This window comes from Aequorivita marisscotiae (assembly GCF_029814825.1).
In the GTDB taxonomy this organism is placed as follows: domain Bacteria; phylum Bacteroidota; class Bacteroidia; order Flavobacteriales; family Flavobacteriaceae; genus Aequorivita; species Aequorivita marisscotiae.
The window spans coordinates 1,824,310-1,845,665 of record NZ_CP122379.1; the positions used below are offsets into that span (position 1 = coordinate 1,824,310).

Genomic DNA, 21,356 nt, shown 5'->3' on the forward strand with positions numbered 1-21,356 from the left:
ATACAGCAGAACGCTAAAAAAGATGTTATTTTGCAAGTAAATTGAAACAAATGTTAGCCAATGGCAAGGAGTCTTGTTTCAAAAAAATATAAAATGAAAATACTTGTTACGGGAGCTGCCGGTTTTATTGGTTCGCATACTTCAGAAAGGTTACAGGAGCTGGGCCACGAGGTTATTGGCATAGATAATTTTTCATCGTATTACGATATTTCGCTTAAAAAATTAAATGAAAAGTCGTTATTGGCCAAAGACATCACCGTACAATCATTGGATCTGCGAACTGCTAACTTAGCCGAAGTATTGCCGAAGGACATAAGTTATATCATGCATTTTGCAGCTCATCCCGGCATTTCAAACACTTCAACTTTTGAGGATTATTTCAGCAATAATATTTTGGCAACCCAACGTTTGCTCGAGTTTGCTGAAAAGCTTCCGAAGCCACCCTTTTTTGTGAACATTGCTACGTCTTCCATTTATGGGTTGGAAGCTACTTTTCCCGAAACTGTGGCGCCAAAACCAGCTTCGTGGTACGGTGTAACTAAACTGGCAGCAGAGCAATTAGTTTTAGCAAAGAGCAGAGAAGGAAAGTTAAAAGGAACTTCGTTACGGTTGTTTTCGGTTTATGGACCGCGGGAACGGCCAGACAAGTTATACACACGCTTAATTGATTGCGGATTGAATAGTAAAAAATTTCCGCTTTTTGAAGGTAGCGAAAAACACTTGCGCAGTTTTACTTATGTACAGGATATTGTGGACGGAATTGTAAGTGTAATTGGAAAGGAAACGATTTGCGATGGCGAAATTTTTAATTTAGGAACCGAGACCGAAACTACTACCGCGCATGGCATTGCGATTATGGAAGATATTCTTCAGAAAAAAATAGATACTGAACAAAAACCGCCACGTGCTGGCGACCAATCGCGAACCAAAGCAAATATTGATAAAGCTCGAAAATTATTAAATTACAATCCGCAGACTACCTTAAAAGAAGGTTTGGAAGCGCAGACAGCCTGGTTTAAAGATAATTTGCTTTAAGATTTTTTTAAATTTAGAAGAATTTCTGCAGCTTCAAACGGGGTTGTTTTATTTTCATCTATTGCTTTCAGCTGTTTTTCGAGTTCTAATTTTACAGAGGGATTCGCGTAAAATTCACTCTTTAATCTGCTTTCAATTGTTTGCATGAGCCAGAATTTGTTTTGTTCTTTTCTTTTATGCTGAAAATAGCCGTTGTTTTTTACGGTTTCAAAATAATCTGAAACGAGTTGCCAAATTTCGGAAATGCCTTCGTTGTTTAAAGCGCTGCACAAAAGTGTTTTCGGTGCCCAGCCGCTTTCTTTTGCGGGATAGAGATGCAGGGCGCGGTTAAATTCGTTTTTTGCCATTTTTGCCGCCTTCAGATTATCGCCGTCTGCTTTGTTAATTACAATGGAATCTGCCATTTCCATAATCCCGCGTTTAATGCCTTGCAGTTCGTCGCCGGCTCCGGCAAGTTTTAACAATAAAAAGAAATCGGTCATTGAGTGCACAGCGGTTTCGCTTTGGCCCACCCCCACGGTTTCAATTAATATTACGTCAAAACCAGCAGCTTCGCACAGAATAATAGTTTCACGGGTTTTACGGGCTACGCCACCCAAAGTATCGCCACTGGCCGAGGGACGAATAAAAGCGTGAGGCTCTTTAACTAGTTTTTCCATTCGGGTTTTATCGCCCAAAATACTCCCTTTACTAATGCTACTACTGGGATCTACGGTTAATACTGCTACTTTTTTACCTTCAGAAACCAATTGGCTGCCAAAACTTTCAATAAATGTGCTTTTGCCCACACCCGGAACGCCGGTAATGCCAATACGGATAGACTTATTGGCATGGGGCAAACACTGTTCAATTATTTCTTTTGCTTGGTTTTGGTGTTTTTGCGCGGTACTTTCAATAAGGGTTATGGCTTGGCTAAGGGCGGTTTGGTTTTGATTTAAGATTTCGGAAACCAATTGCGATACACTTGGGCTTTTCTTTTTTAAAATAGAATGCCGTTCTGCTACCTTTTTATTTAATGTTTTGGGCTGCGGAACGCCTCTCTTTTCGTTTAGGGCGCTAATATTTTTAGGTGTTTCTGCCACAGTGTGAATTTAGGACAAATTTATGAATTTGTTTTTTTAAAGACGAGTTTTAGATAGTATATTGAAAATTAATAATTTTAAAATTCTTATAAAAATGAAAAAGCTATATGAGGCTTCATCTACAGCCGTAGGCGGAAGAAAGGGTCACGTAACCACAGACGATAAAAAAATAGATTTAGAGCTATCTACTCCTAAGGGTTTAGGGGGTAAAGGCGGCAAGGGAACAAATCCTGAGCAATTATTTGGCAGTGCTTATGCAGCATGTTTTGGCGGAGCACTACAATTGGTAGCCGATAAGGAAAATGTAAAGCTCGATGGTGATGTAAGCGTAACCGCAACTATTGAAATAGGAATGACCAAAGAAGATAACCTACAGTTAAAAGCAACCTTAGATTGTTATTTGCCAGGAGTAGATGTTAAAACTGGTGAAGACCTAGTGAATAAAGCACACCAGGTATGCCCATATTCTCGTGCTACGCGCGATAATATTACTGTTACCTTAAATTTATTGTTGGATGAATAATTAATTGATTATCAACAAAAAAGCCCCGAATCCGGGGCTTTTTTATTTACATTGCTTTTAAGTTAATTACCTTCCCACCCTCGTTTACTTTGGGTGGTTCTTCTTTTTTTTTCTCTTGAGATTTAGGTTCAATAAACGGACTATTTTTTAGTTGTTGTGCGGCTTGCTTAATATACCATTCTAACTGATACTTTTGTTTTTCCAATAACTCGAGTATAATCTCTGGCAGCTCTTTGCGCTCTAGCAGTTCGTCGTACCTTTTTAAATTATTTTTATCGCGACTTATACACGAATTTAAAATTGCTTCCGGATTAATGTGTTCTAGAGCCTCTTTAATTTCTTGCCAAGTACGATCGATGTTTCCTTTTTCTGAATCTTGTTTTAGCGGTTCAATATCTCGCGAGTGAAGTTCGTTAGAAATATCGTGACTCATCCGGTTTCGCTCAACAGCCATGTAATTTAAAAAACGTTTTAAATCTGTAGTTTGTACGTCCTGCGCGGCGTTGTAATAAAGTTTTTCTGCTTCAAAACACGCTACTAACAAGCGATTGAGTTTATTAAAATCTGCGTAATTCTTTTTCATAGTTGTTCAATTTCACCAAAGTTAATGTAAATAATGATCAATTTAAAACGGTAAATCTCAAATATTTCATAAAAAATTAATTCAATTTTGCAACATCCCACAATTTTTGTCGTCTTTTAAATAACAGCAACCAAAAAACCGTCGAGTTTGTCAGATTTACTATTAATTGAACAATGTAAAAACTGCGATCGCAAAGCGCAAATGGCGCTATATGGTAAATACTGTAACGGCATGTTTATTATTGCCAACAGATATTTAAAAGACACTGCGGCTGCGGAAGATGCCATGCAAGATGCATTTATTAAAGCATTTCAAAAATTGAGCCAATTTACTGGCGACGTAACCTTTGGCGCTTGGTTAAAGCGCATTGTAATAAATACCTGCCTTGACAGCATTAAACGCAATAAGATGGAATTACAATCTTTAAACGAAGAAGTTTTTACAATGGTCCACGAAGATTCGGATTGGACAATTGCCGATGAAGCCACAATTTCAGAGGTGCTGGCTGCCATTGAATCTTTGCCGGAAAATTACAAACTTACGGTTAAGCTATTTTTATTGGAAGGCTACGATCATCAGGAAATTTCAGAAATACTGCAGATTTCTGAAAATGCTTCTCGAACCTATTTGCACCGCGGAAAATCAAAATTAAAAGAAAAATTAAAACACTTGCGTTATGGCACAGGATATTAAAAAATTACTCGAAAATTACACGCCGGAGCCCGGCAAGCTTCCGAAGGGGCACGAAGCGCGTTTTGAGGCGAAACTACATAAAGTATTTTCAGAAAAATCATCTAAAGCAGATACTGGTATAATACTTTATTTAAAAATTGCCGCGATAGTTGTTGTGTTTATTGCCGTAAGCTTTTTTGGATACCAACAACTGTCTAATATCTCGTCGGTAATTTCTGAAAATCCAAATAGTCAGGTTGTTGAAAATTCCTCTCAAAAGCCAGAGGATAAGATGGCTCCAAAACTTACATTGGCAGATATTTCACCAGATCTTAAAAAAGTAGAGGAGTATTACATGGCCGGTATTAACGTGCAACTGGCCTCTCTAAAAATAACCGAGGAAAACAGAGATGTGGTAGATGGTTATATGCAACGGCTCGCCGAACTGGATAAAGAATACAATTTGCTCAATGCCGAATTGAGCACCTTGGGCCCCACCGAAGCTACTGTAACTGCCCTAATCGATAATTTAAAGCTGCGTTTGGATTTGCTGTTCAAACTAAAAAACAAATTAAAAGAACTTAAAACTCAAAATAATGAAGAATTTAAAGCTATACAATCCTAACATCCTCATCGCTTTGCTGCTGGTTTGTACCTTGGGCTATTCGCAACAAAAATATGTTGAAAGCTTCAATGTAATCGATAATGTTGAAGTTTCTGTAAACACCTCTTTTACCAACGTTATTTTTGAAACTTGGAACAAAAATAAAGTGGAAGTTGAAGCTTTTATTGAAGACGATAACCTTTCTAAAAGTGAAAGGGAGCAACAAATGAAAAACTGGAAGTTAGACGTATTGGGAAATAGTAAAAGAATAACTATTAATTCAAACGTCGCCAACCAAAGTTTTGCAATGGCCGATATGCCTTCTATGGATTTTATTGGGCCTTTGATGGAAGACATGGTTTTACCGATGATCCAAAACGTAAAAGTACCTCCGTTACCAGAGGAATTACTTGAAAATATTGGTAATATACAATTTGATTATGAAGCTTTTAAAAAAGATGAAGAGGGGTATATGAAGAAATTTGAAGCCCAAATGGATAAAAAATTCGGGAAAGATTTTGAAAAGCGAATGGAAGAGTGGGGTAAAAGCTTTGAAGCCATGTGGGACGAAAAAAGAGCCGATAGTATTGGGGAAGCCTATGGGAAAAAGATGGAAGCTTGGGGCGAAAATTTTGGGCAGCGCATGGAAGCTTGGGGCGAAGAATACGGACAAAAAATGGAGGCTTGGGCCAGTGAATTGGAAAGGAATATAGAAAAGAATGGTGGAGATTATTCAAAAACCGTAACCAAATCGCCGAGCGGTACAGCTATTGTTATAAAAGGAAGCAGCAGTAACAAGACTAATAGAACGATAATTATAAGGTTGCCGAAAAACACCAAAACAGAAATAAACATTCGTCATGGCATTTTAAAAATGGCCGACGCCAGCAATGTAAATGCCAATTTAAATTATACGCCCTTTACCGCAAACAGTATTGATGGTGACCGTACATCAATTAATGCTGCATATGCACCGGTTACTGTTAACCTGTGGAAACAAGGTGTTTTGAATATAAAATTTGTTGACAAATGCAATATAGAAAATTTGCAAAATATTAGTCTCCAAGCCAATTCCAGCGATGTGCGAATAGGAACAATTACTAACCAAGCTTTTCTATCGGGCTCCTTTGGCAATTTACGTATTGATAAGGTTGCCGATGGTTTTGAAACATTAGATATACGTTTGGAAAATACAGACGCACGGGTAAAAGTGCCTACGGGTGCGTTTTCATTTTATTTTACAGGGAATAAATCTACGCTCAAATACCCAAAAAGACTTCAATTAAAAGAATCTAAAAATGCAGGCCGTGTTTTAGTGAAAGGGTTTAATCAAAATAGCGCGACTACTAAAACCATTACTATAAATTCTAATTATAGTAATGTTTCGCTTCAATAAAAGTAAATATGAATTGAAGCGAACATTTAACTTATAAAAAAAGCCCGCTCCAAATAGGGATGCGGGCTTATTATATAGAATTAGGGAGGTTTTTACTATTGTTTTATCACCTTAAAGTTTTCAACACTACCATTGCTCGCAACTTTTACAAGATATACACCACTTGTAAGATTTGAAAGATTGATATCCGTAAGGTTATCATTAAAAGTAACATTAGACACTAATTGACCTGTAATTGTATAAACTGCTACCGAATCAATTGCCTCTTTTGAATTTAAATGAAGTATATTTTCAACAGGGTTTGGATAAAACGAAACTGAATTTTGTGATACGTGGTTTGTACCCAAGATAAGATCGTCAAGATACACCATCCAACCTTCAGCAAATGGAGGAGGACCATTTAACCAACCAGTAACATATTTTCCGTTCGGGGAAACGGCGATTGCGGTACCTAAAAGTCCGTCTGCCGTATTTACGGTAATGCCATTATCTGCCAATACATCTTTTAAATAAAGTGGTTGGTCGCCCAATGAAGGGTGATAAATAATTGCATCTCTTGTTTGAAAGTCTACATCTGCAAAACCCACGGCTACACCATTTTCTGAAATACTTGCAAAAGCAGCGGAGTCTGCACCAGCTGGATTATCAAAACTTGTAAATGTATTGCTCGCACGATCATAAATAAATGGTCTTAAATCAAAATCGCCCACCATTACATCCGAGCTATTAATATCGTTAATGGTATTAATACCGGTAAGTGTTGGCAATTGACCTTCAGGGATTAAGTGATATTCCCCATCTAAGGTTCTATACGCTGGTACGCGAAGGGTTCCTCCACTATCCGGTCTATCTACCCATCCTACCATGATACCATTATCATTAACGGCGTACGCGGCACTTGCTTCTCCTTGGGGATCTAAAGAAATTATAAGCTCTTCGGTTTGTGTATTGTACAAAAATCCGCCGTAGTCATTTCCAATGTTAGATTGGCCTGTTACATATTGGCTGTTTGGAGATATTCCGTATGGTGTGTTTTCATCATAATCGTATGGATCTTGCTCTGCAGTAAAACCTATTGGGTTCCAAACACCATTAAATCTGTAGGCTGCTTGTAGAATGAATTCTGGTTCATCAAAAAACATATATCCGGCAACATTACCATCGTTATTATTTGCCTGTACCATAAATGCGTCAGACTCGATTGGTGTAAAAGTATTCGTCTCAAAGTCGTAATAATCAAAAACTGTAACTCCGAAGCCATTGTCGTTTACGTCGTTAAAACGGGTAGACATTTCGGTTTGTACTTTAAGTTCAATTTGCGCTTGTGCTGCGAATGCCGCCATTAAAAAACACGCTAAAATTGTGCTTTTCGTTAAAAAAGTAATTTTCTTCATTTTCGTTTATAAATAGAATTAGTAAAATTTGATGCCGCAAAGTAAAGCGAATCCAGCAATTTTAAAAGTAACGCCCTTTCAGAATTCAGAATTCTAATACCGTTTAATTGTTAAAATGCTAAAAATTAGGCGGTTAACGTGGGGTGGTTTAGGGGTATTTCGTTAGGTTATCAGCAGTAAAAAATTAAAATTCCAATTTTTTCTTAAGTGATTTTAGACTCTTTTCCGAATAAATTACCGAACGAATTAATAAAATAACACCGAGTAGAATTAAAGAAATAAATAATATTTGAAGAATTCTCGTGGTTTTTTTAACGGATGCAAGTTTTTTAGAATTCGTGATAATTAAATCGTTGATAGATGTATCTATCGTTTGCCTTTCTGTTTTTGTAAGTTCTTTGTGGATTTCTAAATTTTTACTTTTAAATACCGCATAACCTTTTAAATTGCCTGTGGCCAAATAATTTGTCGCTAAGGCATTATACAAGGCTCGATTTAAAACTTTGTCGCCAACATCCTGCGAATTTTGTAGCGCTTCTTCAATAAGCGCTATAGCTTTTTGATATTCGCCTTGTGATGTGTAAACTTCGGCAAGTCCTTTTTGGGCAAAGGCTACCAAGCTTTTTGCGTCTATTGTTTTGGCATATTTTACCCCTTGCAAAAAGCTGTTTTCTGCTTCCTTGAGTCTTCCTAAAGTAATTAAACAATTGCCCCTATTGTAATAAGAAGTACTAATATTGGCTTTTACCGCGGGATGATCCAGAATATTTTTATAATCTTCTATGGCTTTTTCGAAATAATTAAGTGCAATATCGCAACTCATCTGTTCGCGATATACAAAACCACGTACTAAATTATTGTAACCCAAGCTTCTAATGGTTACTTCATTTTGAGGCAATTGCTCAATTAACAATTTGGCTTGGTCTAAATACGTAATGGCTTTGTCGTATATTTTTAGCTCTTGATATTGCCCGCCAATTCTATTTAAAAGTTTAATCTTTAAATAAGCGTCGGTTAATTTGGGTAATAATTCTAGGGCTTTAAGGGTGTATTCCAAAGATTTTTCATAATCTCTTTTAGATGAATAGGCTGTAGATATAATTAAATACACCCGTACTTTGGCATCTGCCGAAAGATTAGTTTTGGTGAGTATCTCGGTTGCCAGTTTAATTGAGGTATCGGGATTTTCGTAAATCTGCTGCGTGGCTACCGAAAGAATGCTATCTGTCTTGGATTGCGACAACGCAGTTAGTGGCAACAATATAATTGCTGCCATCCATAAATACCTTTTATATAAACAATTAGTTGTCAATTTTTAGATTGCTTTGTGCCAATTCGTTCTTTTTTATCTTTTAAAATAGTAATAAAAGCTGTGGGTGGAATGCCTGTTACCGATTTAAATACCGTAGCGAATAAACTATGCGATGTAAACCCGCTATCCTGAGCCAAATAACTTATTTTGTATTGTAAATAGGCCGGGTCTTTTTTTAGTTTTTCAATTATATAATTTATGCGCAGTTCGTTTATATAAGCGTTGAAATTCTTTTGTTTATGGAAATTTACAACCTCCGAAAGATATTTTGTATTTGTTTCAAATTGAAGTGCCAATAATGAAAGCGACATATCTTGCTTTGTGAATTCGATAGAATTTTCAAAGGTGTTTAACTTTTCTAAAATCTTTTCTTCGGTTTCTTTCGGAACTGTAGAGTGTTTTACAACTTCTTCCTTTGGTGGAGTAATGGCTGCTGGTTTTTGCTTTTTTTCAAAATACTCAATATAGTTTTCGTATTGCTTTGCTTTTATTCGATAACGAAAAGCCAAATAGCCCCACAATAGTAACACCATAATTAAAAGAGCACTAAAAAATAAAACATTCCAACGTAAAGACTTTTGGGCTGTTGCCAACTTTTCTGCCTCATTGGTGCTGCTGAAATTAAAAGCTATATTAACTGCGTCATTTTCCACATCGGTCTGTGCGCTGTTTAGCAATTGTGTTTTGGCATTTTGATTTTTAAAGTTTTCTAAATCGTTTAGAGCTAAATAATTATCTGCGATTGCTTCTGATATAGAAATTTGCTCCTGAAGATGTGTGAATTTTTCGGCAATGCGCAGTGCAACTTGCAAAGAATCGATTGCGGCGGTATGCTGTTTTTGAAGAAAGAGATAATTGCCAAAAAGTTGCAAACTCTTCATTTCCAGATAATTTTCGGGATTGTATTTTTTGCTTTCAGTGTATGCCTCATCAAGGTAGTACGAAACAGAATCTAACTGAAATTCGCGAAGCTGTAGGGCTGCAATGTCTAAATTAATATTTCCAATTTGTGATGTCTGGAAAGGCCCAGTAAATTTAGTGAGGTAGGCCTTTGATTTATAGAGTCTTTGAAAAGTTTTTTGTGTTGCTTCAGCAGAATCTGATACGGTGTTGTATTGTAAAATCTTTCCCTGCAACCACTCTTGTATGGCGCTATCTGTCAGGGAATTGGATGCCTTAATTGCAGCAGTTGTGTATCTTGTAGCGAGCTTATTTAACTCTAACTCCTTCAATATTTTTATTAGTAACGCATATAGTTTTACATTGTTTATAGATAACTCCTGAGTGTTGTCATGGAGTGCTTTTAAACCAACCTCCAACGCCTTATCCAGCGTGCCTTGTATATAGTAACTGGTTGTTAAAAGATACGAAGCGTGAAGGCGTTGTGCAGGATTATCTGTTTTAGTGTTTATATATTCAACAATGCGAATAGCTTCCTGCGGGTTAGCGTAAATTGTATTTTCGGCTTGCGTTAATAACTGATTTATATTGTCCTCTTGCGAGATAGACAATTGAAAGTTAAACAAAATCAGTACTAAACAAAAGAAGCGCATGACTGCAGGATATTTTGCAGTAAAAATAGCTACTACGGTATTAAATTAAGAATGAAATTTTATAAAATATGATTTTATTTTCAATTACTACAAACTACTGATAATCAACACTTTTATTTATTTAGTGCTATTAGGTGGTTTTATTGTTAAAACGGTGCCAGCACTTTAGTTTTCAATTACTCAATAAAAAAACCGCCCCCAAATAAATGAGGACGGTTTTCTCAAAAAAAAAATCTAACTATGAATAAAAATTACTATTAACTAATTTTTAATTTTTTACAATTTTATACGTGCCAATAGCATTGTTGGTTATTACTTTCGCGAAATATATTCCTGTAGCCAAGGAGTTTAAATTAATTTCGCCCTGCATTGCATTTAAGTTTTTAAACATTAAACGCTGACCATTCACGCTGTAAACCTCAACTGATTTAATTTCTTTATTACCAGAAATTTGTAAAACATCTTTAACTGGATTTGGGTATAAAGCCACGCCCGTAAGTTGGTTGTCGCTTACACCAAGAGCTTCACAAGTTAACTGTAATTGGAAATTTCCAGCCTTGGTATCGTCATAACCTTCTATCATTATAATGTAGGTTGACGTACCGTCAGATTCAAATTCTAGTTCTGGTTGGTTAACACATGAACTGTCATTAAAAGCTATTTGCGTAGTTAAATTACAATCGCTGTAAACGCGAACAGTAGTAGGAAAAGTTGTGTCGGGGCCACAGGCATTAAGAGTAATGGTTTCTGCGGTACCGTTTCCTGTGTACGAGTAAAACACATCTGGAGAAGCGTTCCCGCCAGAATCAGTTCCAAATATTGTTGAATTAGTAACCAAGTCGCCACACGCTAGCGCAATTGCTTCAACACAATCGTCGTTCGTAGGGACGGTAGGCATTTGTACTCTATATGTAAACAATTCTCCCCAAGGACCAATTGTAGCGTCGTATCCCCAGCCGGTAATATATTCTCCATTTGAAGAAATAGCATTTGGTACATAAATAGGGCTCGCAGTCATTGTATATCCTAAAGTTTCGGTTATAAAAGTGTTGAATTCTTGTATTCCACCACTTGGAGTCCAAATAAAGGGAATATTTGGGTCAAAAGGTCCTACTTGAAAGAAACCTATTACAACAGAACCGTCGTGATTTATTCCAGTTACGCTGCCTGCACTACCTGGAGATAGCGTTCCCAATGATATATATCCCGTAGCTTCACTCCAAATCCATGGTTCGTTATTGTTAGCATAATCCCCGTCGCCGCCTATCCAATTACCATCTGCAGAAATGGCACTACACTCGCCTAATTGGTTAAATTCGTCATTTGGGTCGCCATTTGGATCTAATAATAGATATTCGTTTGGCAACCAATTTCCGTTAGCGTCTTTACGCCATACTGCCGATTTCCAAGGCCCGTTAAAATCTTGCCATCCCACAATTACACTTCCATCACCACTTACGGCATTGGCTCTTGTGCTTCGGTTTATATTTTGATACAAGCTTCCTAAATCTACTAAACCATCTACTTCTGTCCAAGCTGTTGCGTGAACCGCCAAGCCAGGCTCTCCGGGAGTAGGAGTAACATAGGCGCTACCAACTACTGTACTACCATCTTCAGAAATGTTATACCCCGAACTTAGTCCGATGTCAGACGAAACGCCGAAACTCCCCAAAATAGTCCATTCGGCATCGGCTACATTGTACATTGATTGAATTGAGAATGTATTGGTTTCGACTTCTTTTCTAAACATAACCCCCTGCGAACCGAAAACAAATCCGCGGCCATTTGGCGTGTAAACTACTTCGTAAAGAGCCTCGTTGTATGTAGAAGTGCCCATATTGTTTACTGGAAAAGTTTCTCCACCATCTTCTGAGCTAAAAATCATTTCCGGTGTTCCTATTAAAGTAACATGGTCTGCATCTAGCCACGCTACATCGCGCCAGATTGGACCAGGGCTGTTTGCAACCGTTATAGTTTGCCAAGTGGCGCCTCCATCCGTAGTTTTTAGTACTATATCGTCACCTACGGCGAAACCTGTATTCATATCATAGAATTCAATACCAGCTAAAATTTGCGAACCAGAATGAACCGTAGTCCAAGTTGCCCCGTTATCTGTAGATTTTTGAATTGTCCCCCCGTTTGAAGCCATAAAGTACGTGTCTCCCCCAACATATGTAAGTTGGTCTGGAATTGCGGCTACTCCAGTAGCAGCGGTCCAGGTGTTACCACCATCAGACGTATAGTATATAGTGCCAGGCGCACTATTGGGGAAAGCTCCAATAATTCCGTTCTGTGTATCCTTAAAAACCACATCGGTATAAAACCAAATATCTGTACCTGGTGTCATCGGTGTCCAAGTATTTCCAGCATCGGAGGTTTTACCGGCGTAAGCGCTCCACCCTACAACATAACCTGTATAAGAATCTGGAAAACTGATACCTTCAATACCTTGATCGGTTCCGGTCCAAATTTGTTCCCAGCTATCGCCGGCATCGTAGGTTCGTAAAACTATGCCATCGCCGTTGTAGGTAACAGATTGTCCTGCGGCAAATCCAAGTGAGTTTTGATTATCTGGAAATTCAATACCGGTAAAAATATAATTATAACCCGTATTTAACTTTTCCCATTCTGTTGGGGTTGTAATTTCTGTATACGAAGTACCCGACAACAGGTTACCATCGCCAGAAAATCTAACTGCGCCGCCTACACCTTGACCGGGTGCGGCACCGCCAATTATTTCGAACGTATTAGTATCCGGATTCCAAAGTGAATACGGTCCGGCTTGGGCTTCATACCCAGAAATTACACCTTCATTAGAAACGCCTTGTGTTTCGAAAAAAGTTGGCTTTACCACAAATTGGGCAAAAATGCTACCTGAACTAATAGCAAAGACAGTTAGAAATAGTAATAGTGTTTTTTTCATTTTAAAAGTTTTTGTTGATTAAATTGAAGTCCTTTAACTGAAAGCTAAAGTAGAGGGTGTATTACTATTATAAAAGGAAGTATCTTTTAAAATTCACGAATTTAAAAAGCACAAATTACGTGTAAAATATTGATAGTCAATATTTTAAATTGATGTAAAAATATATTGGGATATTGGTAGAGTAAGTGTGAAAAAACTAACTTTTTAACTCATTTTCTAGCTTTTTCAACTCCTTTTCCCAACGAATTATGGTACGGATAAGAAGGAAAAGTGCTACTGCAATTACAATTATGAAGATAATTTGAATGGGTAAAAAATCCTTTCGGAGGTTCTCAATTTCTTTCGCTTTTGCACGGGTTAAATTTAGAAGAGATTGATTGATGGTTTTTCTTTCCGAAATTTTATTGGCTTTTTTTATCGCCACATATTTATTTTGATAAAGCGTATATTTTTCCCAATTGCCAGTGGCGAGATAATTATTTGCCAATCCTTCATAAATTTCTCGGTTTAGAACAAGATCACCCACATTGCCGGAAATAGCCAAAGCATCGTTTAGTAGCGCCAAAGCTTCATTGTGATTTCCGTTTAAAGCTTCCGTTTCGGCCAATCCTTTTTTGCCAAATGCAATCAAACTTTTGGCATCATCAATTTGGGCATGTTCAATAGATTTTAGAAAACTTATCTTCGCCTGTGTAAGATCATTAATTTCCAATAAACAATTGCCCTTGTTGTAAAAACAAATACTCAAGTTGGCATGCATAATTGGTTTACGTCCAACAGTAGTGGTATAAGCTGCTATGGCTTCGTCAAAATATTTTAGAGCGATGTTGCAATTAGTCTGTTTGCGATAAATAAACCCCCGTAATATTGAGTTATACCCCAAAAAGGTTTGGACGGAATCTTGAACAGGATATTTTTCGATTAAGATCAGCGATTCATCAAGATATTCCAAAGCTTTGTCATAAATCTGAAGCTCTTGATAATGAGCGCCAATTCTATTTAGAATATTCATTTTTTGAAAATCGTTGGTAACTTGCGGGATTAGTTTGTTTATTGCCGCGATATATTCCGAAGCTTTTTCATAATCGCGCTTAGAAGAATACGCAGTAGAAATTACCAATAGTGCGTTAATCTTATTCCGAACGGTAATCTGTGGGTTATCCAGGGCTTTTGTAACAATTAAAATGGCTTCTTCCGGATTTTCATAAATTTGTTTATTTGCACTCTTTAAAATGCTATCCACATCTTTTTGCGAATGCATTATTTGAGCAAAAAGGAATATTCCTGCAAAAAATAGGATGGCACTATATTTATTCCACTTCCTCATAAACAGGTTTTGAAGATTTTTTTGAAGATTTTAATAAATCGATAAAAACAGTTGGCGATATGCCGGTAACTGCTTTAAAAACGGTAGCAAAACTACTGTGGGAAGAAAAACCGCTCTCCTCTGCCAAATAACTAATTTTATACTGAAGATACGTTCTATTGCTTTTTAACTTGTCTATAATATAATTAATACGAAGCTCATTAATGTAACTGTTGAAATTTTTTCCCTTATGCGAATTTATTACCTCCGAAAGATATTTAGTGTTTGTATCTAGGTTTGCTGCCAATAGCGCCAACGACATGTCCTGTTTGGTAAATTGTTTCGATTTTTCAAACTGGGCCAATTTGTTAACCAACGCATTTTCGGTTTCCTGCGGAATGTTGAGTCCTTTTGAAACTTCTTTTATCGGAACAATCTCTACTGGATTTTTTCTATTTTCAAAAAAGGTTAAAAACCGATTGTACTGTTTTGCTCGTCTTCGATATCGAAAACGCAGTAGGAGCCAGATAAGTATAATCAATGCCAAAAATGCCGATGATATTAGCATGTTTTTGGTAAACTTCAACTTTAAAATGTCTCTTTTGGCTGTATTGTTTTTATTTACATAATTGTAAATGGCGTTTACTGCTTGCTCTTCCGCTGTTTCAACTTCATCATCTAATTGTTGTACATTTTTTTTATAGGAATAGAATTGTGATGTGTTTTTTAATGCCAAATAAACAGATGAAAGATTTTCCGAAATCTGCGATTGGTAAGTAATATTTTCGAACAATTTGGCAATTTGCAATGCAGTTTGGTACGATTCAATAGCTTTTGCATACTCTTGCCTTAAAAAAAACAATTCCCCCATTTTGTTTAGAACTACCATTTTTAAATAGTTGTTGGGCTGTTGCCCGCCGGTAGTTTCAAGAATTGTGTTAAGGTGGGCCTGCGCGGTATCTACGCTGTAGAGCTTTGGATATATTTCAGCAATTGAAACAATAGTTTCGTTAACCAAAACTGGATCGGGAATATTTTTAAAAAATGAGTTTGCCTGCTCAAAATACGTAAAAGCTTCCTGCCACTTGTCTTTTTCCGATGCTTGGTAGGCTTGCACCAGTGCGTTGCCACCTTTAAGATAGAGTGAATCTACTTGAGTAAGTGTCGTTGCCAAAACTTTGGTGTTTTTATAGTATTGCTGGGCCACGATATCTAAACCGAGATGGTTCAATATAGGAATTGAAGCCATGGTAGCCTGTAGTTGCATAGATACATTTGTAGATGCTTCTGCAAGTATTTTTGCTTCAACACCCGCTTTTACTGCATCTTCAAACGCGCCTTTTAAGTAATAGGCAGTGGTGTTGAGTAGGTAAGCTTTTAAAAGTTGATTGGAGTTTTCTGAATTTTGTAAAACGTGGTTTGCTATTTTAATCGATTCATCGGGTTGGGTGTACAGAATGGTTTCGGCATTTAGTAACATTTCTGCGTAATCACCATCGTTTTGCCCTATAGCATTCAATGTGAAAAAAAGCAAGAAAAACAAGTGTAAAAAAGCCCGCATTATTCAATCATATCAATGCCACAAGATACATAAAGTAAAATTTTCAACAGAATTAATAAATTTAATTTTGAAACAGTATTGTCCGATTAAAAATCATGTTTTTCCCCTACGGGACATTTGTTTAGGTGCGATCTCTTGATTACCAATATTTTGCCCAGCTGGAGCAGTATGCCGTTAGGCATTAAATATGGGTAAAAAAATAGAGCCCCGTCAATTCCTAGTCCCGTAGGGACTACATATAATATGGGGTTTTCCAGAGTTAGTCATTACTTTTATCGGACAACAATGATTTTGAATAAAAAAAACCTGTTTTTAGGAAAAACAAGGTTTTTAATATGCTACCAACGTATTTTGTTGTACTACGCTTTCGTCATCATAATTTCCATATTTTTAAATTCGTTGCCACTTGGGCCAATTTCAAACATTTCTAATTTCCGGGTGTTTTCATCTATATAGGTATATACTTGTTTCATCTGCTTTTCCTTGCCCGTCATCGGATCCATCATCGTACCCGTAAAAGTTGTGGTTTTACTGGGAGCATCGTATTTTCCGCGCATTACCGAAATTCCGGTACCCATATTATCAATCCAAGTAGAGATGTATTCATTGCTGGCATTATCATAAGCTATGGTTGAGCGGCCTACAAATGGCATTCCCATCATTTCGCCAGTAATAGTACCCTCTTGATAGCGACCGCCCATGATCATTTTAATTTCTTCGGTTGCAGTTGCTTTTTCGGGCGGCGCATCGGGGCCCATCCAAAAGGTGAGTTCATCATTCCACGTACCTACATCGGCCGCCATTCTTTCGTGTTGTTCCCCAGGCGTCATATAAGCTTCCCAAGCTTTTTGCATTGCCACGGAATCCATTGTAATTTCTGGCATTTCGGGTTCTTCTGTTACAACGCTGTCTATTTCAACTGAGTTATCAGCTTCCATCGAATCCTTCGTTTCATTTTTGCAAGAAGCAAAACATAATACAAATACAGATACTATTAAAAATAGATTTTTCATAATGTTAAAATTTAAGTTGTTGATTTAAAAGCTAAGTTATGAAAAAAGCAGGAAAAATGACGCTTATTAATTTGATTATTAGTGGATTGTGTAGAAGTTTAAAATGAGTTATTGTGAAGAATTTTTAACGAGATAAAAATTTCCGAAGAAAAATTTTATTTATTTCTTTCGCACAAAGATGGCAACCACCGCAGCCGTAACAATCCCAAAGCCCAACGCCCCTATAGCAGATTGCCACATATAGCTGTTTATGTTAAAATAATCATTAGCCTTGGTTCGGGTCATTAAATCATTGGTCACCGAATATTCAATTACGTTATTAAAATATTCGGGCGTAATATAATTATGGGTTATATATTGCGCCACGGGCGAAAGTAGCGCCACGAAAACACTTAGAATAATCCCCGATATAAAACCTTGTAGCCATGTTAATTTTCCGTTATAAACCCGTCTTCTTTTTTCGCGCATTTCTAAGAGATAAAGCAAAATAGCGAAAGGAGCAAATAGCATAGTAAGCCACCAATGGTCTGCAATCTGCTCTTCGTGCCATCCAAGCGTTTTTTCGAGCAGCATCCAACAGAGCATTGCAATTGTAAAGATAAATGCCCATTTAAATTCAATATATATTTTGCGCATATGTAATTTAGTTTGCGGTGAATTTTATACCCATTAAAGATACCTTTTTAAATCTAAAAAATCCCGAAGCATTTGCTTCGGGATTTATAAATTTTGTTAAAACTACAAAACTGTGTTAACTAAAAAATCTTAGGTCCTAAGGTTATTCATCAACCAAAACCCAATCTCCTTTGTCTAATAGCGGAATTGCTTGTTTAAATTTCATCGTTTTGTTTTCGCCGCTCATAACGTGCTTAATGGTAACCTTATCATTACGATTAATTTTTGGACGTTCGCGTACAATGGTTTCCGTTACCTGTTGGTGTTGTGATTGTGTATTGCCAGCGGCACGAGATTGGGCTGCACGCTCATCCATGTTTGGTATTTCGTCCTTTTGCTCGCTTAAGTTTTCTTTTCGTTTTACCTCTCTTGCTTCCTGTATTTGCTGCTGGTTTTCCTGTGGAAGCTCACCTTTGAAAAGGAAAGAAATAACGTCTTTATTTACCTTTTCAATCATCGCCTTAAAAAGCTCAAAAGCTTCAAATTTATAAATAAGCAAGGGGTCTTTCTGCTCGTGAACCGCAAGTTGAACGGATTGTTTTAACTCGTCCATCTTGCGAAGGTGGGTTTTCCAAGCATCGTCAATAATGGCTAAAGTGATATTTTTTTCAAAATCATTTACCAGTTGTTTTCCTTCGGTTTCGTACGCTTTTTCCAGGTCGGTGGCAACATTTAACGTTTTTACACCATCTGTAAACGGAACTAGGATTCTTTTGTATTTATCTTTTTGGGTTTCATAAACATTCTTAATTACCGGATAAGCCATTTCAGCATTGCGCGCCATCTTGTTCTGATAGTGAACATAAGCGGCTTTATAAACCTTTCCGGCTATTTCACGGGCATCCATTTTTTCAAATTCTTTTTCGGAAATAGGGGAGCTCATGGAGAAGAACCTAATCAACTCAAATTCAAAGTTTTTATAATCCTGCGCCATTTTATTGCTCTCGGCAACAACTTCGGCAGTATCAAAAATCATATTCGCGATATCTACACGAAGACGGTCTCCAAATAGGGCGTGGAAACGGCGTTTGTAAACCACCTCGCGCTGCGCATTCATTACATCATCATATTCCAATAATCGCTTACGGATCCCAAAGTTATTTTCCTCTACCTTTTTCTGCGCACGTTCAATAGATTTTGAAATCATGCTGTGCTGGATAACTTCGCCTTCCTTAAGACCCATACGGTCCATCATTTTGGCAATTCGCTCACTTCCGAAAAGACGCATCAAGTTGTCTTCCAATGAAACGTAAAATTGTGAACTTCCCGGATCGCCCTGACGACCACTACGACCGCGCAACTGCCTGTCTACACGGCGGCTATCGTGGCGCTCGGTACCCACAATGGCAAGTCCGCCTGCATCTTTAACTTCTTTGCTCAGTTTAATATCCGTACCACGACCCGCCATGTTTGTGGCTATGGTTACGATTCCACTTTTTCCTGCTTCGGCTACAATATCTGCCTCGCGTTTGTGGAGTTTTGCGTTCAAAACATTGTGCGGAATATTTCGCAAACTCAACATTCTGCTGAGTAATTCTGAAATTTCTACGGAAGTGGTACCAATTAAAACAGGTCTTCCCGCTTTTGAAAGTGCTACCACCTCTTCGCCAACGGCGTTATATTTTTCTCTTTTTGTTTTGTAGATTTTATCTTCTCGGTCAAATCGCGCAATGGGGCGGTTAGTAGGAATTTCAACTACATCTAGTTTGTAGATTTCCCAAAGCTCGCCAGCCTCTGTTACTGCAGTACCCGTCATTCCTGAGAGTTTGCGGTACATTCTAAAGTAATTTTGAAGTGTAATTGTAGCGAAGGTCTGTGTCATGGCTTCAATTTTCACATCCTCTTTTGCTTCAATTGCTTGATGAAGACCGTCACTGTAGCGGCGGCCATCCATAATACGACCCGTTTGCTCATCCACGATCATTACCTTGTTCTCCATCACCACATATTGATCGTCTTTTTCAAAAAGCGTATAGGCTTTTAAAAGTTGGTTCATTGTGTGGATACGCTCACTTTTCACAGAAAAATCGCGAAAAAGTTCTTCTTTTTCTGCAACTTCCTCTTCTGTTGAAAGTTCCTTGCTTTCAATTTTTGCAATTTCACTTCCAATTTCTGGCATAATAAAGAAATCTGGATCGCCTTCGCCTGAGAGATAGTCAATTCCTTTATCGGTAAGATCTATTTGGTTGTTTTTTTCGTCTATTACAAAATAAAGTTCGGCGTCAACTTTTGGCATTTCGCGGTTGTTGTCGCTCATGTAATGATTTTCGGTTTTTTGAAGAATTTGCTTTACACCTTCTTCCGAAAGGTATTTTATAAGAGCCTTATTTTTCGGCAAACCGCGGAAAACACGAAGCAATTGAAAACCACCTTCTTTATGATCGCCTTCTTTAATTAGTTTTTTGGCTTCGGCTAAAACGCCGGTTAGATATTTTTTTTGAACCTCAACAATAGCGTTTATTTTAGGCTTCAATTCGTTAAACTCGTGGCGATCGCCTTCAGGCACGGGGCCCGAAATAATTAACGGTGTACGTGCGTCATCAATTAAAACCGAATCTACCTCATCTACAATAGCGTAGTGGTGTGGTCGCTGAACAAGATCGTCTGGCGAATGGGCCATATTATCGCGCAGATAATCAAAACCAAATTCGTTATTGGTTCCATAAGTAATGTCGGAAAGGTATGCTTTTCTTCGCGCTGCCGAATTGGGGCGGTGATTGTCTATACAATCTACTGTCATTCCGTGAAACTCAAATAAAGGTGCCATCCAAGCACTATCACGTTTTGCAAGATAATCGTTTACCGTTACCAGGTGTACCCCGTTTCCGGCAAGGGCATTTAGGTACATTGGCAGGGTAGCTACCAAGGTTTTACCTTCACCCGTTTGCATCTCGGCTACTTTTCCTTCGTGAAGAGCAACCCCTCCAATTAGCTGAACGTCGTAATGTACCATATCCCAGGTAATGGGCTTTCCTGCGGCATCCCAAGAGTTTTTCCAAATGGCTTTATCGTCTTCTAGGGTTACATAGTCTTTATCTGCAGAAATTTCACGGTCAAATGGGCTGGCCGTTACTGTAATTGTTTCGTTGTTTTTAAAGCGTTTGGCAGTTTCTTTCATTACTGCAAAAGCTTCGGGAAGTATTTTGTTAAGGGTTACTTTTTCAATTTCGTAGCGATCGTCCTTAAGTTTGTCTATTTGATTGTAGAATTCTTCTTTTTTATTGATATCCTGCTCGGTTTCAGATTGTTTTTCCAGGGTATCAATTTGGTCTTGAATTTCTTTTTGAGCGTCTTTTATTTCTTTTCTGAAGTAATCTGATTTGGCTCGCAGTTCATCGTGGGAAAGTTTTTCAATTGTAGATTCAAACTTTTTTACTTCGTTCACCAGCGGCTGTATTTGGCCAATATCTTTTTTTGATTTATCGCCAACAAAAACTTTTAATACATTATCTAATATTCCCATGATGTGTTTTATTTTGATGTGTTGCAGCGCAGCACCAATTTGTCAATTCTATTTATTTTTACCACGAATACACGAATGTTAATAGCCAATTTTTCGTAAATTCTTGGTTTTTTTTGAATTTTTCAATTTTTTTGAAAAACTCACTTTATAATTTATTTCCGTGAATACATTTGTGATTAACCGTTTAATTGGTGTATTCGCCGTTTAATTTTTCAATACATTTTAAATAAAAAAAAGCCTCATAAAAGAGACTTTTTGTAT

16 protein-coding genes are annotated in these 21,356 nt (G+C 37.5%); 5 read left to right on the forward strand and 11 right to left on the reverse strand.

Going from position 1 to position 21,356, the window contains the following annotated elements:
* Window positions 1-93: 93 nt before the first annotated feature.
* The gene (locus QCQ61_RS08395) at window positions 94-1,035 is read left to right on the forward strand and encodes an NAD-dependent epimerase/dehydratase family protein (RefSeq protein WP_279447188.1); all 942 of its coding nucleotides are present in this window, start codon (window positions 94-96) and stop codon (window positions 1,033-1,035) included.
* Here QCQ61_RS08395 and meaB read toward each other — a convergent pair.
* Window positions 1,032-2,117 carry a methylmalonyl Co-A mutase-associated GTPase MeaB gene (gene meaB / locus QCQ61_RS08400; RefSeq protein ID WP_279447189.1) on the reverse strand — a complete coding sequence of 362 codons (1,086 nt, stop codon included), beginning with the start codon at window positions 2,115-2,117 and terminating at the stop codon, window positions 1,032-1,034. The two genes, QCQ61_RS08395 and meaB, sit on opposite strands and share 4 nt — an antisense overlap.
* Before the next feature lie 94 nt (window positions 2,118-2,211).
* Here meaB and QCQ61_RS08405 point away from each other — a divergent pair, with 94 nt between their 5' ends.
* Window positions 2,212-2,640, forward strand: a complete 429-nt coding sequence (locus QCQ61_RS08405) for an organic hydroperoxide resistance protein (RefSeq protein ID WP_279447190.1) — start codon at window positions 2,212-2,214, stop codon at window positions 2,638-2,640.
* A 46-nt stretch (window positions 2,641-2,686) separates the two neighbouring features.
* On the opposite strand, the gene QCQ61_RS08410 is transcribed toward QCQ61_RS08405, so the two are convergent.
* The gene (locus tag QCQ61_RS08410) at window positions 2,687-3,223 is read right to left on the reverse strand and encodes a DUF2383 domain-containing protein (RefSeq protein WP_279447191.1); all 537 of its coding nucleotides are present in this window, start codon (window positions 3,221-3,223) and stop codon (window positions 2,687-2,689) included.
* 147 nt (window positions 3,224-3,370) lie between these two features.
* On the opposite strand from QCQ61_RS08410, the gene QCQ61_RS08415 reads away from it, so the two are divergent.
* Genes QCQ61_RS08415 through QCQ61_RS08425 form a run of 3 tightly spaced genes read left to right on the forward strand, consistent with a single transcriptional unit; the run spans window position 3,371 to window position 5,895 of the window.
* Window positions 3,371-3,916 (forward strand): RNA polymerase sigma factor, encoded by a 546-nt coding sequence (locus tag QCQ61_RS08415; protein WP_279447192.1) that lies wholly within the window; start codon window positions 3,371-3,373, stop codon window positions 3,914-3,916.
* Window positions 3,900-4,520: a hypothetical protein gene (locus QCQ61_RS08420; RefSeq protein ID WP_279447193.1), complete on the forward strand. Its 621-nt coding sequence runs from the start codon at window positions 3,900-3,902 to the stop codon at window positions 4,518-4,520. The genes QCQ61_RS08415 and QCQ61_RS08420 overlap by 17 nt, the downstream gene beginning before the upstream one ends.
* Complete coding sequence (locus QCQ61_RS08425) at window positions 4,492-5,895, forward strand: DUF4097 family beta strand repeat-containing protein (RefSeq protein WP_279447194.1); 1,404 nt, start codon at window positions 4,492-4,494, stop codon at window positions 5,893-5,895. The genes QCQ61_RS08420 and QCQ61_RS08425 overlap by 29 nt, the downstream gene beginning before the upstream one ends.
* Window positions 5,896-5,990: 95 nt before the next feature.
* On the opposite strand, the gene QCQ61_RS08430 is transcribed toward QCQ61_RS08425, so the two are convergent.
* From QCQ61_RS08430 to secA, 9 genes are all read right to left on the reverse strand, one after another.
* Complete coding sequence (locus QCQ61_RS08430; RefSeq protein WP_279447195.1) at window positions 5,991-7,289, reverse strand: T9SS type A sorting domain-containing protein; 1,299 nt, start codon at window positions 7,287-7,289, stop codon at window positions 5,991-5,993.
* A 184-nt stretch (window positions 7,290-7,473) separates the two neighbouring features.
* Window positions 7,474-8,565: a tetratricopeptide repeat protein gene (locus tag QCQ61_RS08435; protein WP_279447196.1), complete on the reverse strand. Its 1,092-nt coding sequence runs from the start codon at window positions 8,563-8,565 to the stop codon at window positions 7,474-7,476.
* A 32-nt stretch (window positions 8,566-8,597) separates the two neighbouring features.
* On the reverse strand, window positions 8,598-10,112 hold the full coding sequence (locus tag QCQ61_RS08440; RefSeq protein WP_279447197.1) for a helix-turn-helix domain-containing protein: 1,515 nt from the start codon (window positions 10,110-10,112) through the stop codon (window positions 8,598-8,600).
* 310 nt (window positions 10,113-10,422) lie between these two features.
* Window positions 10,423-13,077: a YCF48-related protein gene (locus QCQ61_RS08445; RefSeq protein WP_279447198.1), complete on the reverse strand. Its 2,655-nt coding sequence runs from the start codon at window positions 13,075-13,077 to the stop codon at window positions 10,423-10,425.
* 196 nt (window positions 13,078-13,273) lie between these two features.
* Window positions 13,274-14,404 (reverse strand): tetratricopeptide repeat protein, encoded by a 1,131-nt coding sequence (locus QCQ61_RS08450; RefSeq protein WP_279447199.1) that lies wholly within the window; start codon window positions 14,402-14,404, stop codon window positions 13,274-13,276.
* Window positions 14,388-15,917, reverse strand: coding sequence for a helix-turn-helix domain-containing protein (locus QCQ61_RS08455; protein WP_279447200.1), 1,530 nt, complete (start codon window positions 15,915-15,917; stop codon window positions 14,388-14,390). The genes QCQ61_RS08450 and QCQ61_RS08455 overlap by 17 nt, the downstream gene beginning before the upstream one ends.
* A 386-nt stretch (window positions 15,918-16,303) precedes the next feature.
* Entirely contained in the window at window positions 16,304-16,957 is a 654-nt protein-coding gene (locus tag QCQ61_RS08460; RefSeq protein WP_279447201.1) for a DUF1579 domain-containing protein, read from the reverse strand.
* A 159-nt stretch (window positions 16,958-17,116) separates the two neighbouring features.
* Window positions 17,117-17,593: a DUF4199 domain-containing protein gene (locus tag QCQ61_RS08465; protein WP_279447202.1), complete on the reverse strand. Its 477-nt coding sequence runs from the start codon at window positions 17,591-17,593 to the stop codon at window positions 17,117-17,119.
* 142 nt (window positions 17,594-17,735) lie between these two features.
* Window positions 17,736-21,095, reverse strand: coding sequence for a preprotein translocase subunit SecA (secA, locus tag QCQ61_RS08470; RefSeq protein ID WP_279447203.1), 3,360 nt, complete (start codon window positions 21,093-21,095; stop codon window positions 17,736-17,738).
* Between the last annotated feature and the right edge of the window lie 261 nt (window positions 21,096-21,356).

Coding starts and splice junctions, on each gene's coding strand:
- QCQ61_RS08405 (WP_279447190.1), top strand. CDS start 2,212: ATGAAAAAGCTATATGAGGCTTCATCTACAGCCGTAGGCGGAAGAAAG.
- QCQ61_RS08465 (WP_279447202.1), bottom strand. CDS start 17,593: ATGCGCAAAATATATATTGAATTTAAATGGGCATTTATCTTTACAATT.
- QCQ61_RS08430 (WP_279447195.1), bottom strand. CDS start 7,289: ATGAAGAAAATTACTTTTTTAACGAAAAGCACAATTTTAGCGTGTTTT.
- QCQ61_RS08410 (WP_279447191.1), bottom strand. CDS start 3,223: ATGAAAAAGAATTACGCAGATTTTAATAAACTCAATCGCTTGTTAGTA.
- QCQ61_RS08425 (WP_279447194.1), top strand. CDS start 4,492: ATGAAGAATTTAAAGCTATACAATCCTAACATCCTCATCGCTTTGCTG.
- QCQ61_RS08420 (WP_279447193.1), top strand. CDS start 3,900: ATGGCACAGGATATTAAAAAATTACTCGAAAATTACACGCCGGAGCCC.
- QCQ61_RS08445 (WP_279447198.1), bottom strand. CDS start 13,077: ATGAAAAAAACACTATTACTATTTCTAACTGTCTTTGCTATTAGTTCA.
- QCQ61_RS08395 (WP_279447188.1), top strand. CDS start 94: ATGAAAATACTTGTTACGGGAGCTGCCGGTTTTATTGGTTCGCATACT.
- QCQ61_RS08450 (WP_279447199.1), bottom strand. CDS start 14,404: ATGAGGAAGTGGAATAAATATAGTGCCATCCTATTTTTTGCAGGAATA.
- QCQ61_RS08460 (WP_279447201.1), bottom strand. CDS start 16,957: ATGAAAAATCTATTTTTAATAGTATCTGTATTTGTATTATGTTTTGCT.
- QCQ61_RS08435 (WP_279447196.1), bottom strand. CDS start 8,565: ATGGCAGCAATTATATTGTTGCCACTAACTGCGTTGTCGCAATCCAAG.
- secA (WP_279447203.1), bottom strand. CDS start 21,095: ATGGGAATATTAGATAATGTATTAAAAGTTTTTGTTGGCGATAAATCA.